9 protein-coding genes are annotated in these 14,363 nt (G+C 70.7%); 6 read left to right on the top strand and 3 right to left on the bottom strand.

Features of this window, described 5'->3' with window-relative positions; genetic code table 11:
* Positions 1-66: 66 nt before the first annotated feature.
* Positions 67-1,281 (top strand): hypothetical protein, encoded by a 1,215-nt coding sequence (locus tag WMF29_RS19240; RefSeq protein WP_437330241.1) that lies wholly within the window; start codon positions 67-69, stop codon positions 1,279-1,281.
* Between the two features lie 454 nt (positions 1,282-1,735).
* On the top strand, positions 1,736-4,993 hold the full coding sequence (locus WMF29_RS19235; protein ID WP_437330240.1) for a UvrD-helicase domain-containing protein: 3,258 nt from the start codon (positions 1,736-1,738) through the stop codon (positions 4,991-4,993).
* On the opposite strand, the gene WMF29_RS19230 is transcribed toward WMF29_RS19235, so the two are convergent.
* Positions 4,990-6,609: an SEL1-like repeat protein gene (locus WMF29_RS19230; RefSeq protein ID WP_437330239.1), complete on the bottom strand. Its 1,620-nt coding sequence runs from the start codon at positions 6,607-6,609 to the stop codon at positions 4,990-4,992. The two genes, WMF29_RS19235 and WMF29_RS19230, sit on opposite strands and share 4 nt — an antisense overlap.
* Before the next feature lie 478 nt (positions 6,610-7,087).
* On the opposite strand from WMF29_RS19230, the gene mgtE reads away from it, so the two are divergent.
* Positions 7,088-8,521, top strand: a complete 1,434-nt coding sequence (gene mgtE / locus WMF29_RS19225) for a magnesium transporter (RefSeq protein WP_437330238.1) — start codon at positions 7,088-7,090, stop codon at positions 8,519-8,521.
* Positions 8,522-8,560: 39 nt separating this feature from the next.
* Positions 8,561-8,851: a SelT/SelW/SelH family protein gene (locus WMF29_RS19220; protein WP_437330237.1), complete on the top strand. Its 291-nt coding sequence runs from the start codon at positions 8,561-8,563 to the stop codon at positions 8,849-8,851.
* A gap of 172 nt (positions 8,852-9,023) precedes the next feature.
* Here the strand turns inward: WMF29_RS19220 and WMF29_RS19215 are convergent, their stop codons facing one another.
* Positions 9,024-10,016 carry a serine O-acetyltransferase gene (locus WMF29_RS19215; protein ID WP_437330236.1) on the bottom strand — a complete coding sequence of 331 codons (993 nt, stop codon included), beginning with the start codon at positions 10,014-10,016 and terminating at the stop codon, positions 9,024-9,026.
* A gap of 7 nt (positions 10,017-10,023) precedes the next feature.
* Positions 10,024-11,016, bottom strand: a complete 993-nt coding sequence (gene cysK, locus WMF29_RS19210) for a cysteine synthase A (RefSeq protein ID WP_437330235.1) — start codon at positions 11,014-11,016, stop codon at positions 10,024-10,026.
* Positions 11,017-11,798: 782 nt separating this feature from the next.
* On the opposite strand from cysK, the gene WMF29_RS19205 reads away from it, so the two are divergent.
* Positions 11,799-13,037 carry a hypothetical protein gene (locus WMF29_RS19205; protein ID WP_437330234.1) on the top strand — a complete coding sequence of 413 codons (1,239 nt, stop codon included), beginning with the start codon at positions 11,799-11,801 and terminating at the stop codon, positions 13,035-13,037.
* A gap of 201 nt (positions 13,038-13,238) precedes the next feature.
* Positions 13,239-14,150, top strand: a complete 912-nt coding sequence (locus WMF29_RS19200) for a hypothetical protein (RefSeq protein ID WP_437330233.1) — start codon at positions 13,239-13,241, stop codon at positions 14,148-14,150.
* Positions 14,151-14,363: the final 213 nt, after the last annotated feature.

Below are 14,363 nucleotides of genomic sequence, written 5' to 3'. Positions count from 1 at the left end.
ACCGCCGAAGCCTCGAAAACGCCGGCTCGGGTCGGGCACTCCGCTCCGGAGCGCCCCGGCCTTCGGTTGCCCCGATCCCGTCTGCGGCGCTGGGCGCTCGGTGCCGTCGCCATCCCGGTGCTCTCCGGCGCCGGCCTGTGGATCGCGGTGCACCGCATTCCATGGATGGGCCCGCTCGTCGCGAACGGGCTGCGCTCGGTGATCGGGGCCGAGAACGTGACAGCGCTCGAGGAGACGGCGTACGCCCTGGAGGATCGCGTCCAGCGGTTCTGGCGCAAGGACGAGCCGCCGAAGACGTACTGGGAGGTGCCCGAGCAACCGGTTCCTGCCACGACGGCGTCACCGCCTCCGGCGGCGACGCCGGGCTCGGCGGCGGGGGGCGCCGGCCCGGCGGCGTTCCGGCCGACGGACGTCGGCCCCGCGCACGCGGCCTGGTCGGCCCCCGGCGACGGGCGGTGGGTGCCCATCGCGGATCGCGTCCATCCGAGCGACGCGCCGCGCCTCTACAAGACGCTGCTCCACCCGGATCCGAACCGCTCCTGGGCGGAGCTGTTCATCGTGGCGGTGGATCTCGCGAGGGTCGATGTGCACCTCATGGCCGGCTCCCGCGAGCCGGCGGCGACGACCGAGGAGGGCAAGCCCTACGAGCGGCCCGCGAAGATCCCGGAGGCGGACCACGAGCGGCTGCTCGCGGCGTTCAACGGCGGCTTCATGACCGAGCACGGCCAGTGGGGGATGCGGGTCGACGGCGTGACGCTTGTGCGCCCCCGGGACCAGGGCTGCACGCTCGCGCGGCGCCGCGACGGGCGGATGCAGATCGCGCCGTGGACCAGGCTTTCGACGGAGGAGAGCGACATGCAGTGGTGGCGGCAGACGCCGAGCTGCATGGTCGACGAGGGCGAGCTGCACCCGCTGCTCCGCGCGCCGCAGGTCCGCAACTGGGGCGCCACGCTGGACGGCAACACGGTGATCCGCCGCTCCGCGGTGGGGCTCGACCGCGACGGCAAGGTCCTCTACGTCGGGATCAGCAATCACACGACGGCGCCCGCCATCGCGCTCGGGATGCAGCACGCCGGCGCCTCGACGGTGGCGCAGCTCGACGTGAACTGGTCGTACCCGAAGTTCCTTCTCTACGAGCCCGGTGAGGGCGGCGCCCTCGCGCCGGTCGCGCTGGCGAGCGGCTTCGAGTTCTCAGAAGACGAGTACATCCGCAAGCGCTCCCTGCGCGATTTCTTCTACCTGACCCGCAAGACCCCGGCGCCCTCGACCGCCACCCCGTGACGCCTCGCTGCGGCCGGCGGTCCCCTCCGGACCGGGCCGCGCGCCCACGCGTGTAGGCTCGGATCGAGCCGCCGTCGAAGGCTTGCGGACGCCTGCCAGCCCGACCGCTGCGCGCGGCGCGGCGGCTGCCGGCGCCGGTCGGTCCTCGCCGTGCGGCCTCGTGCGGCTCCTGCGGCGCGGTCGGCCCTCACGGCGTGAACGTGAACGTGTCGTCCAGGCGAGCCCGTTGAATCGCCTTGCACCGAGCGGACGCGTTTTGCCACACGAGCGCGCCCGTTGAACCGCATTGCATCGAGCGAGCACATTTTGTCACAGGACTGCGACTCTCATGCATCGCAGCGCATTGCGGTCAGCTCACCTCAATTTCCAGCCAGATTTCATCGAGTTTGCTGGTATCCGCGATTGACAGCGCGAGGGCGCTCGATAGGTAAACGACACCCCACGGCGGAACACCATGCGTTTTTATGCAGACCTCCATGTGCACTCGAAGTACTCCCGCGCGACGAGCAGCGATTGCGACCTCGCGCATCTGAGCTACTGGGCTCAGCGCAAGGGCATCACGGTGCTGGGCACGGGGGACTTCACCCATCCAGCGTGGATGGCCGAGCTCCGCGAGCACCTCGTGCCCGCCGAGCCCGGGCTCTTCCGCCTGCGGGACGATCTCGGCCGCGCGGTCTCGGAGCGGCTCCCCGGGGCGTGCCGCGGAGCGACGCGCTTCGTCCTCTCGGTGGAGATCTCGACGATCTACAAGAAGGGAGATCGGACGCGGAAGATCCATCACCTCCTCTACGCGCCAAGCTTCGACGCGGCGGAGCGCATCGCCCGCGCGCTCGCCAAGATCGGCAACCTGACCGCCGACGGGCGGCCCATCCTGGGGCTCGATTCGCGCCACCTGCTCGAGATCGTGCTGGAGTCCGACGAGGGCTCCTACCTCGTACCGGCGCACATCTGGACTCCCTGGTTCTCGGTGCTGGGCTCCAAGGCGGGCTTCGACGCGGTCGAGGAGTGTTATGGCGATCTCGCGCCGCACATCTTCGCGCTCGAGACCGGGCTCTCGTCCGATCCTGCGATGAACTGGCGGATCTCCGGGCTCGATCGGTACCGGCTCGTCTCGAGCTCGGACGCCCACTCGCCCGCGAAGCTCGGGCGCGAGGCCACGGCCTTCGACGCCCCGCTCGACTACTTCGCGATCCGGCGCGCCCTGGAGACCGGTCAGGGCTTCGGGGGCACGGTGGAGTTCTTCCCGGAAGAGGGCAAATACCACCTCGACGGCCACCGCAAGTGCAATGTCGTGCTCTCGCCGGCGGAGACGCGGGCGCTCTCCCTCGCCTGCCCCGTGTGCGGGCACCCCGTCACGGTGGGCGTGCTGCACCGGGTCGAGGAGCTGGCCGATCGCGACGAGGGCGTGCGCCCCGAGGGCGCGAGCGAGTTTCGCAACCTGGTGCCGCTGCCCGAGGTGCTGGCCGAGCTCCACGGCGTCGGCGCCTCCAGCAAGGTCGTGCAGCGGAGCTACGACGGGGTGCTGTCGCGCATCGGCCCCGAGCTGTTCCTCCTCGGCGACGCCCCGCTCGACGAGATCGAGCGCGCCGGCACGCCCCTGCTCGCCGAGGCGATCGCGCGGATGCGCGAAGGGCGCGTGATCCGCGACGCGGGCTACGACGGCGAGTACGGCGCGATCCGGGTCTTCCAGCAGGAGGAGCTCGCGCAGCGCCGCGGCGGCGGGCTCCTCTTCCAGCCGGAGGCCGCGCCATCGCGGCCGCCTCCCTCGGGGGCGCGCCCTCCCGCGGCGTCACGCCCCCCTCCGCGCCGCGGCCGCGCCGACGCGGAGCCTCGCCCGGCGCCGGCCGGCGAGCTGCCCCGCGGCGCGCCGCCTGCGCTGGGCGGCGCGGCGCCGCTCGACGCGCTCGACCCGGAGCAGCGGGCCGCGGCGGAGATCACGGACGGCGCGCTGCTCCTCCTCGCGGGGCCAGGCACGGGCAAGACCCGCACGCTCACGCACCGGATCGCGCACCTCGTCCTCGATCTCGGGGTCCCGCCGGAGCAGTGCCTCGCGATCACCTTCACCCGCCGCGCCGCCGACGAGCTGCGGGAGCGGCTCGGCGCGCTGCTCGGCGAGGCCGGCGGCCGCGTGCCCGCCATGACCTTCCACGCGCTCGGCCTCTCCCTGCTCCGCGAGCACGCGCAGGGCGCGGGGGCCGCGCCGCCCGCGATCGCCGGCGAGCGCGAGCGGACGGCGCTGCTCGCCGCGGCGCTCGGCGTCCCGGACCGGCGGGCGGCCAGGTTGCTCGCCGACATCGCCGCGCTGAAACGGCGTTACCCGCGTCACGCCGACGCGCGCGGGGCGCTGGCCGCCGGCGAGATCGACCACCACGTCGATCGCGCGTGGAAGGTGTACGAGGACGAGCTCGCCGCGCGCGGGCTCCTCGACCTCGACGACCTGATCGGCCACGCCGTCCTGCTCCTGGAGGAGCAGAGCGGAGCGCTCGCCGTGGCGCGCGAGCGCGCCCGGTATCTCTCCATCGACGAGTACCAGGACATCGACGAGCGCCAGTACCGGCTGGTGCGCACGCTCGTCGCTCCCGGCGGGAACGTCTGCGCCATCGGCGATCCCGATCAGGCGATCTACGGGTTCCGCGGCGCGGACGTGGGCTTCTTCTTCCGTTTCCAGCAAGATTTCCCGGCGGCGCACGTTGTGCGCTTGAAGCGGAACTACCGCTCGTCGCGCCCCATCGTCGAGGCGGCGCTCCAGGTGATCGCGCCCTCACCGACGCTCGGCGCGCGGGAGCTCCTGCCGAGCGCGGGCGGCGTGGAGCTCGTGGCGGTCCACGAGTCGCCGACGGAAGCCGCCGAAGCCGAGCGCGTGGTCCACACGATCGAGCGGATGCTCGGCGGGTCCACGTTCTTCTCGATGGATAGCGGGCGGGTGGGTGATCCTGCCGGGAGCGGCGAGTATTCCTTCTCGGATTTCGCGGTCCTCTACCGGACCGAGGCGCAGTCCGAGCGGCTCCGGGAGGCGTTCGCCCGCTCGGGGATGCCGTTCCAGCGGCGGTCGGATCGCCGCCTCGCCGAGCGCGCGGGCTCGGAGGCGCTTGCGCGGGCAGTCGCCGGCGCCCCGCCGGGGCCGCTGGCGGCGCGCCTCAAGGCGGCCGCGGCGCGCCTCCGCGAGGAGGTCGCGCAGCCCGGGCTCGACGGCGCTCCACCCGCCGCGGGCGCGGCCGAGGAGGGCGCGGTGGTCCTCGGCGAGGCCGACGTCGACGCGGCGCTGGAGCTGCACCTCGCGCTCGCGGAGCGCTGCGGCGGCGATCTCGATCGCTTCTTGATCGAGCTCGCGGTGTGCGCCGAGATCGACGCGTGGGATCCGCGGGCCGACCGCATCTCGCTGCTGACGCTCCACGCGGCCAAGGGGCTCGAGTTCCGGGTGGTCTTCCTCGTGGGGTGCGAGGACGGCCTGCTCCCGCTCCGCTTCCCCGGCAGGGACGAGACGGACGTCGCCGAGGAGCGCCGGCTCTTTTATGTGGGCATGACGCGGGCGCGAGAGCGGTTGTTCCTCACCCGCGCCATGCAACGCGCGCGGCACGGCAAGGTGGTTGAGACCGAGGTATCGCCGTTCGTGCGCGAGGTGGAGGAGCGGCTGCTCCTGCGGGTCGGCCCGTCGCCCGAGGCGCAGAGGGGATCACGCGCCGGGGCCGATCGTCAGATGAAGCTATTTTAACGCGGGGCGCCGCCGAGCCGCTTCTGGGCCGCGCATGCCGCCTTGTCCTGCGTCCGCATGCACTGATCTGCGTAGAAGGTCCGAGCCCGCTCCTTGTCCTTGCGCTCCAGGAGCGGGCCGAACGCTTCACACGCCCTCTTCTCGCCCCACTGCGTACAGGCCTTCTCGTAGAGCGAGTAGGCCCGCTCCGGATCGGCGGTCACGCCGTCGCCGCGCTGCCAGATCTCCGCGGCCCGCAGGCAGCCGCCCGTGCCACACACCTTCTCATAGAGCGCCGCCGCGCGCGCCATGTCCTTCGGAATGCCGTTCCCCTTCTCGTACATCCCGGCGAGGCTCAAGCACGCCTCGGCCCCGAACCCCTTCTCCGGACAGCCCTTCTCGAAGAACGCATACGCCTTCGCGACGTCCTTCGGAACACCGTCGCCCTGCGCGTAGACCGCGCCGGCGGCGTTGCAGGCGCGCATGTCCCCCAGGCTGCAACCTCTGCCGTATGCCACGATCGCCTTCACCCCGTCCTTCGGCGCGCCCTGCCCCTTGCGCAGGATGTCCCCGAGATCGACGCAGTCCTCGGACTGGCCGCCCTCGCACGCGCGCTGGAGCACGCCCACGGCGACCCCGACGTCCTTCGCCGCGAGCTTCCCCTCGACCAGCATCTTGCCCAGCGCGCTGCAGCTCGGCCCGTGCCCGAGATCACAGCCGCGCCGGAGGAACGCGACGGCGCGCGTCGGGTCCTTCGGGAGGACCGCCTGCGGGCCTTCGCTGAGGTACCACTCGGCCACGCTGAAGCACGCCCAGCCGTCGCCCATCTCGCACGCCTTGTCGGCGAACTCTCGCACCTTGGCCCGCCCCGCGGCGTCCGGGGGGACCTTGGCGCTCTTCATGTCCCGCAGGAGCTGCTTCGCCCTCGCATAGCAGGCCTGCGTGACGCCGGCGCCGCACGCCTTCTCGAACAGCTCCGCCGCCCTCGCGTCATCGCGCGGAAAATCCTTGCCGCCCAGGTGCTGAATCCCGAGGTGATAGCAGCTGCCGACATCGCCCTTCCCGCACTCCGCCGCGCAGGCTCTGGCGTCGGTGGGCTCGCACAGGTGCGCTGGCGCGAGCGCAGGCGGGGAGCACTTCGCTCCGCTCAGCACCGTCCCGAGCGGGCACGGGCTCGACAGCTTCGGGAACTCGTCTTCTGCCTGCTTCACCGGAGCCTCGGCCGCCGCCGCCTTCTTCGTGAGCAGCGGGACGAGCTCCAGGCGCAGCGGCGCATGGCAGCGCTCCGTCGGCGCCTGCGCGTCGGACTTCGCGGCCCGGCAGGCGTCGAGCTCCCCTTCCTTGCTCGTTGTGCCACCCTGGCTCGCCGCCGCGGCCGCCCCGACCGCCGTGAAGACCTGATCCACCGTTCGCGCCGTGCCCCGGCTGCCCGGCGCCATCGCGAAGGCCCCGAGGAGCGCGGCGCGCACGAAGTGCGTGGCGCCATCGCAGCTGCCCGAGAGATCCTGCGCGGAGGAGGAGGCCACCGTGGTCGCCATCTTCCCCGTCGGCACGAGCGCCACGTCGATCGCGGCCGAGCCGCCGCCCTCGATCGCGGTGCTCAGCGCCGGGGCCCCGAAGGGCACGTTCGCCTGCATCTCCGCAGGGTTTGTTAATTGTATTACTTTTTCTGCCCGGGTCACGCCAGCGAAGGAGTAGCTCCCTGGGAGCTTGCACTGCGCGAGCAGCTTCAGCGTCGTGCAGTCGTAGGAGACGACGGCGATGCCGTCTTTCATCGCGAGCCCGAGATCGGAGCGGCGTGTCGTGAGCCAGTCGACGATGAGCGGCTCGGCGTGGCCGATGGCAGGACACCCGCCGCTGGTCGTGGTCGCGGTGCTCTCCGGCGAGACAGTGGGCCGGGGAGGATGCACGACCACCTCGGGTTCCAGGCCCGGTCCACAGGCCATCGCTCCGAGCGAGAGCCCAACCACGCACAAATCGAACGCGCGCTTCATCGGGGCGACAGAACCATGAGCCATGGGGTCCGGTCAATACGGCGAGCGCGACCGCACGCGGCATACGCCCGGCCGCGCGGACCCGGGCTATGCTCGGCGCGCCCCCGCGTCCGGAGCCGCCATGAGCACGTCCAGGTCCCAGGAGAGACTGCAAGAGAGCCTGAACCTGGTGACTACGCTGCTCGAAAAGCAACGCGTCATCGAGACGCTGACGCACAAGCAGGAGAGCAAGAACAAAGAGCTCGTCGAGGCGCTGGTCCACCGGCAAAATCTCGCCCTGCTGCAGAGGAAGCTCAGGGATCTGCACCCGGCGGACCTCGCCCACATCATCGAGGTGCTCCCGCAGGCGGACCGCCTTGTGGTGTGGGCTGAGCTCGAGCCCTACCGCGCCGCACAGGTGCTGCTCGAGTCCTCGTGGTCGGTCCGCGACTGGCTCGTCGCGGAGACGGAGCGCCCTCGCCTCGTCGCGCTGCTCGGCCAGCTCGATCCGGACGATCTGGCGTACATCAGCGAGTCGGTCGATCCGGAGATCGTGGCGGAGGTGTACCAGTCGCTCGACGCGCGCGAGCAGTCGCTCTTCCAGTCGACGATCGCGTACCCGGACGGCTCGGTGGGCCACCTGATGAGCCCGGAGCTCGTCTCGGTGCGCGACGGCCGGGACCTCGGCGGCGCGCTGGAGGACGTGCGCCGGCGGGGCGAGCTGCCGCCGCACACCGAGGCGCTGTTCGTCGTCGACGCGCGCAACGTGCTCCGCGGCGCGCTCTCGCTCAAGGACCTGCTGCTCCGCGAGCCGAGCGCGCAGGTGAGCGCGATCATGTCCACGGACGTGGTGAGCTTCACGCCCCAGGAGCGCGCGAGCGACGCGGCCAGGGCGTTCGAGCGTTACGACCTCATCGCCGCGCCGGTGGTGGACGAGCGGGGCAAGCTCGTCGGCCGGTTGACGGTGGATGTGGTGATGGACTTCCTGCGGCGGCAGGCCCAGAGCGAGGCGCTCTTGCGCGCGGGCCTCGCGGGAGAGGAGGACTATTTCGCGCCCGCGTGGACGAGCGCGAAGAACCGCTGGCTCTGGCTCTTCGTCAACCTGCTCACGGCATTCCTGGCCTCGCGGGTCATCGGCCTCTTCGAGAGCACCATTCAGGATCTCGTGGCGCTGGCAGCGCTGATGCCCATCGTGGCGAGCGTCGGCGGCAACACGGGCAATCAGACGGTGGCGCTCGTGATCCGCGGCCTCGCGCTCGACCGGCTCACGCGGGCGAACACGGGACACCTCCTGAAGAAAGAGCTCTTCGTCGGCCTGATGAACGGCGCGGTCTGGGGCACGGTCGTGGGGCTCGCCGCCGCCGCCCTCTACGGAAGCGTCCCGCTCGGCCTGGTGATGGCCGCGGCCATCCAGCTGAACCTCGTGGTGGCGGCGATGGTCGGGTGCGCGGTGCCGCTCGTGCTCCAGCGCCTGGGCCGCGATCCGGCCCAGGGGTCGAGCGTCCTGCTCACGTTCACCACGGACAGCATGGGCTTCTTCATCTTCCTTGGGCTCGCCAGGGCGTTCCTCGTCTGAGCCTGCCCGCCCGCGGCGCGCTCGCGCTACGATCTTGCGATGGACACCGCCCCCGCCCCGCAACGGCCGCTCGTCGCGATCCGGTATTGCCCCAAGTGCCGCTGGCTCACGCGCGCATCCTGGCTCGCTCAGGAGCTGCTGATCACCTTCCCTGACGAGATCGACGTGCTCCTGTCGCCGGGCGCGAGCGGCATCTTCGACATCACGCTCGACGGCGCGCTGCTCTTCTCGCGCGCCGTCGAAGGGCGCTTCCCCGAGCCCAAGGAGCTCAAGCAGGCGATCCGCGACCGCGTCGCCCCCGAGCGCCCTCTCGGCCACTCCGATCGATGAGAGGTGCCCGGCCTCTACAGCGGTTTCCGCCCCCCTCTGCACCATGCAGAGCGGCGGTCTCCCGCACAGGAGACGGGCCCAGATCGGCGTTTTCGGCGCGCAAGCGCACTCCGGTGCGCTGAGCACCGAAAACGTCGAGGTGGGCCCGTATCCGAAGCGGGTGACCGTCGCTCTAGATGTCGAAGTCGAGGATGCTGTCGAGCTCGGAGCCGCCGACGGCGGGGGTGCCATGGGGCGGCGACGCGACGCGCAGCCTCGGGGCCTCGATCGCGACGCGCTGGCCGCCGGCGACGCTCTTCGTGAGGAACACCGAGCCGCCGACCACGCTCCCCTGCCCCAGCACCGTCTTGCCGCCGAGGACCGTGGCGTTCGCGTAGATGGTGACGTTGTCCTCCACCGTGGGGTGGCGCTTCAGGCCGCGCGCGCCCCGCGAGTGCTGGGGCAAGGAGAGGGCGCCGAGCGTCACGCCCTGGTAGAGCTTGACGTGCTCGCCGATGTCGGTCGTCTCGCCGATCACGACGCCGGTGGCATGATCGATGAAGAAGCTGTCACCGATGTTGGCGCCTGGATGGATGTCGGCGCCCGTCCTCGTGTGCGCCCACTCGCTCATGATCCGGGGCATGAGCGGCACGCCGAGCTGATAGAGCTCGTGCGCGACCCGGTGCACCGTCACGGCGAGGAGGCCCGGATAGGCCAGGATGACCTCGTCCATCGAGGCCGCCGCCGGATCACCGTCGTAGGCCGCCTGCACGTCGAGCAGGAGGCGCCGCCGGACCTCCGGCAGCCGGGCGATGAACATCCGCGCCACGTCGCGCCCCCGCTGCCGGCACCTCGGGACGTCGAGGCGGCCCGCGTCGACGGTCTCGTCCTGGAAGCACAGACAGCGCTCGATCTGCCGCTCCAGCTTGTCCCGCAGCGTCGAGACCAGGGTGCCCACGTGGTAGAGCAGATCCTCGTCCGACAGGTCCTGCCGCCCGTGATAGCCCGGGTAGAAGATCTGGAGCAGGAGATCGATGATCTCGGTGATCTCCTGGCGCGACGGGGTGAAGCGCTTGTTGATGTGATGCCCGCGCGCATCCGCCCGGTAGCTCGCGATCAGCGCGTCGACGATGCCGTGCAGGTCGGCCGACGCCTCGGAGGGGGCAGCATCACATTTCTTGCTCACGTCGACCTCACGAGGCCTTCATGGCCTCGACCTCGGAGAACATGCCTTCGAAGAGCGGCCCCGAGAGGTACCGCTCTCCGGCGTCCGGGAGGATGACCACGATGGTCTTTCCTTCCCACTTGGGATCCTTCGCGAGCCGGCCCGCCGCGACCATGGCCGCGCCGCAGGAGACGCCGCAGAGGATGCCCTCCTCGGACGCGAGGCGCCGGGACATGGCGATGGACTCCTCGTTCGAGACCGTCTCGACCTGGTCCACGAAGGAGATGTCGAGGTTCTTGGGGACGAAGCCGGCGCCGATGCCCTGGATCTTGTGCGGGGACGGGGTGAGCGGCTGGCCGGCCAGCGTCTGCGAGATGACCGGCGAGTGGACCGGCTCCACGGCGACGGAGTGGAGGGCGCGGCCGCGGCCGCGCTCGAAGTAGCGGCTGACGCCGGTGATCGTGCCGCCGGTGCCCACGCCCGAGACGAGGACGTCGACGTTGCCGCCGGTGTCGTCCCAGATCTCGGGGCCGGTGGTGGTCTCGTGGATCGCGGGGTTCGCCGGGTTCTCGAACTGCCGCATCAGCACGTACCGGCCAGGGTCGGAGGCGGCCAGCTCCTCGGCCTTGGCGATCGCGCCGTTCATCCCCTTGGGGCCCGGCGTCAGCAAGAGCTTGGCCCCGAGGGCGACGAGCACCTTGCGCCGCTCCATGCTCATCGTCTCGGGCATGCTGAGCACGCACTCGAGCCCCCTCGAGGCGGCGGCGAAGGCCAGCGCGATGCCGGTGTTGCCGCTGGTCGCCTCGACGATCGCCTTGCCTGGGCCGAGCACGCCCCGCTGCTCGGCGTCCCAGACCATGGCCGCGCCGATGCGGCACTTGACCGAGTACGCCGGGTTGCGGCCCTCGATCTTCGCCAGCACGGTCGCGCGCGCGCCGTCGATCACGCGGCGGATGCGCACGAGCGGCGTGCGGCCGATGCTCTGGGTGTTGTCGTCGTAGACGCGGGGGAAGCTGGTCATGGGGGCCCGTGCGGGTGAGTGGGGAGGAAAGAGGAGATCCAGAGGCGCCCCTCGCTGTCAAGGTCCACGTGCGCCGCGCCTCGGTCGCGCCGTATTTCCAGAGCGCAGCGCAGCGTCCGTCCGTCGCTGACGTCGGGGCGGCACCTGTCGCGCCAGATCGCCCGCCGGGCGCGCGCCGCGCTCAGCGCGCCCTCCCGGTGAACCGTTGGACGTGCAACGGTCGACGTGCAGGGACCGGCGAGACACCCCGGCGCATGGAGGTCAGTCCGGCCATGAGCGATCGTGCGGTGGATGGCGCGAAGTCGATTACGCGCTCCGCGCGAAGCGCGGGAGCCATCCAGATCATCCTCGGAGGGCGGACTGGCCTGCTTCGGCACGGCCTCGACCCCACCGCGCCGGCGCTCGGGCGTCCCGAGTTCCCATGAGGCACAGGCGATGACGCAGCGCGACCAAGGCGGCGGTGTATAGTGGCCAATTCATGAGAGATTTTGCCGGAACGCGTCATTTCTGATCTGCTGGCGCTTGATAATTCACGTCGTACCACGCCGTGCCACGTTGGAGCACGGACGGCTGACAGGTGCTCACGAGCGCTCACGAATCGTGGGGCCACGTGCGCGAGCGAGCGGGCAAGGTGCTTCCCTGGGCGCTTCCCTGGGCAATCGATGAACCACCATGGGACTACGTCGGACCAGGTCCACTTCCTTGACGCATGCGCATGCGAACCTATCATGAAGAATTTTAGCTCTTGCCATAAGTGGCATAGGCCTCGCATCATCGCTGACATGTTCCCCGCTGAGCCCCCTTGCGCGGAGGTCCAACTGCCGCATGACGATGACGAGCCCACTTTAATTTTCCGTCGTCCGCCGGCGTCGATTGGGGGCATGGCGATGCCGTTCGAATCGCCGGCTCCGGTCATGGCATCTCCGACGCGGCGTTCCACGTCGCGCCTGATCGCCTTGAGCGCGGGTGCCGGTCTGGGCTTCGCGGCGGTGGTGGGCGCGCTCGTCTCGATGCAGCTCGGCGCGGCGGGCTTCGATCTCCGCGCGGGCTCGGCGCTCCAGCCTGCCGCGGCCGCCGCGGCCGTCTTGCGATCAACGGGGGTGGCGGCGCGGGTCGAGGCGAAGGCCGAAACGGCCGCGCCGCTCCAGGCGACGCCAGCAACGGCGGCGCCGGCCCTCGCTGCCGCCGATCGTGCCGACGCGACGCTCGATCGAACCGCGGTGATCCCCATCCCAGACGGGATCATCACCATCCCCGCGGGCTTCGCGTCGGCAGATGGGGCGTACGATCTGGTGATCCACTTCCACGGGGTCAACGACGTTGTGCAGGCGGGGTTCGATCGCGCCCGGCTCAACGCGGTTGTGATGATCGTCAATCTGGGTATCAGCTCCGGGGCGTACGAGACCCAGTTCTCGATCCGCTCCTATCTGCCGGCGTTGATGGCGAAGGCGCAGGTGGCGCTCGAGGCGCGCGGGCTGCGCGGCGCCCGTCTCCGGCGCGTCGCCCTCTCGGCGTTCAGCGCCGGGTACGGCGCGGTTCGCGGGCTCCTGAACCAGCCGGGGTTCACCGACAAGGTGGACGCCGTGCTTCTCCTGGATGGCATTCACACCGGCTACATGCCGCTCGACCACAGCCTGGACATGGAGCGCCTCAAGCCGTTCAGCCGCTTCGCCGAGCTGGCGGCCGAGGGCAAGAAGCTGATGTCGATCACCCATTCGGAGATCACCCCGAACGGCGATTACGCCGGCACCCACGAGAGCACGGACGCCCTCCTCAAGCTCACGGGCGCGCAGCGCACCCCGGGCCCGGGCGCGGACGAGCAGGCGATCTACGACCTGACCGGGGAGGCGAGCGAGGCGAAGCTCCGGTTCGCCCCCCTCTCCGAGGCGCACAGGGGCGCGTTCCACGTCCGCGGCTATCCGGGCACCCAGAAGCCAGATCACGTGAGGCACCTCACCCGCATGGCGGAGACCGCCCTGCCTGATCTGGTGCGTTACTGGAGCGAGCCGCCCGCGCAATGAGGGGTGGCGTGTCGGGGGCGCGCGAGCTGTCGGTACGGAGACGCGTATTACGGAGACCGGGGCGTCTTCATTTGAGAATTCGTCACGGGGCGGCCTTGGGCATATAGATTACGAGTGCTGGTGAGAAAGGCGGCCACCGGATCTCGTTGAGCTGCGATTGACCCTGGCTCCAGCGATCGTCCTCTGCTACCGCGCTGCGCGATGGGTCAACCGGACCTGTTCGCCAAACGAACGTTCGCCGAAGAGACGGAGCGCCTCACTGGAGGCGCCATCACCTGGCAGGACCCACCGGAGATCCGGCTCGAGAAGGTGCAGTGCGATGGCCTGCTCCTGATCCACCGCCCGGCTCTCCTGGTGGAGCTGACAGCGCCTTGGCCCGAGGCGCGTGGTCACGAGGAGGTGATGGTCGAGCTGAAGCTCGCCGGGGATCACGTGGATCGGAAGGCGATAGAGCGAGCCCTCTTGCGGCGGCAGGCGAGGCAGTTGCAGCGGGTCGAGCAGGAGGAGGAGGCGCCGCCCTGGGTGGGCCACGAGCCGCTCTGGCTGGTCGCTCCGCACGTGCCGGAGTGGCTGCAACGGGTGTACGCGCCCACGCGGTTCGCGCCCGGCTGCTACCGCGTGGAGCCGCTCGGGCACTGGGTGCTGTGGGTCGCGGCGAACGAGCTCCCCCTCCGTGACGAGCTGATCGCTTTCCTGGTCGCCCGTTCCGGGCGAGCCCTCGACGAGTTCGGCCGGTGGGTAGCCGGACGTCGGCCCATCGAGTGGGTGCTGGCCATGCTAGAGTACCTGGCGATGTCAGCGACGACCCGAGAGGAGCTCCTGTGGAGGTTCGGCAAGGCCGAGGACCCGGAGGTGGAGGCCCGGCGGCAGCGCATCCTCGAGGTGCTTCTCGAAGCGAGCCCACAGGTCCAGGAGCGGCTCGTCGAGAGGGGCATCGGCAAGGGACGTCTGGCCGAGGCCCGCGCCGCCTTGCGACGTGTGATCGCTCGCCGGCAACTCGCGCTGAGCCCGCTGGACGACGCTCGCATCGAGGCGTGCGTCGAGCTGGCGACCCTGGAGCGGTGGCACGACCAGGCCATCACCGCGACGAGCGCCTCCGAGGCGCTGCAGTAGCTCGGTCCGGCACCGGGCGTACCCCTGTCGCTCGCCCCTTACGGCAGCGCTTGACCCGTCCACGCTGTCCGGAACGACCATCCAACGATCACAGCGGCGATAACGCGTATCACCATCGTCGCCGCGCGCGTTCTATCGCCGATTTCCCCGAGTCCGTCCTTCCTTGATCTAAAGCCACTGCTGCGGTCCTGCGCACCTGTTCATTTCAGACGC

This window comes from Sorangium sp. So ce381, from assembly GCF_051473845.1.
Lineage (GTDB): Bacteria > Myxococcota_A > Polyangia > Polyangiales > Polyangiaceae > Sorangium > Sorangium atrum.
This window is presented reverse-complemented; position numbering and strand designations above follow the sequence as displayed.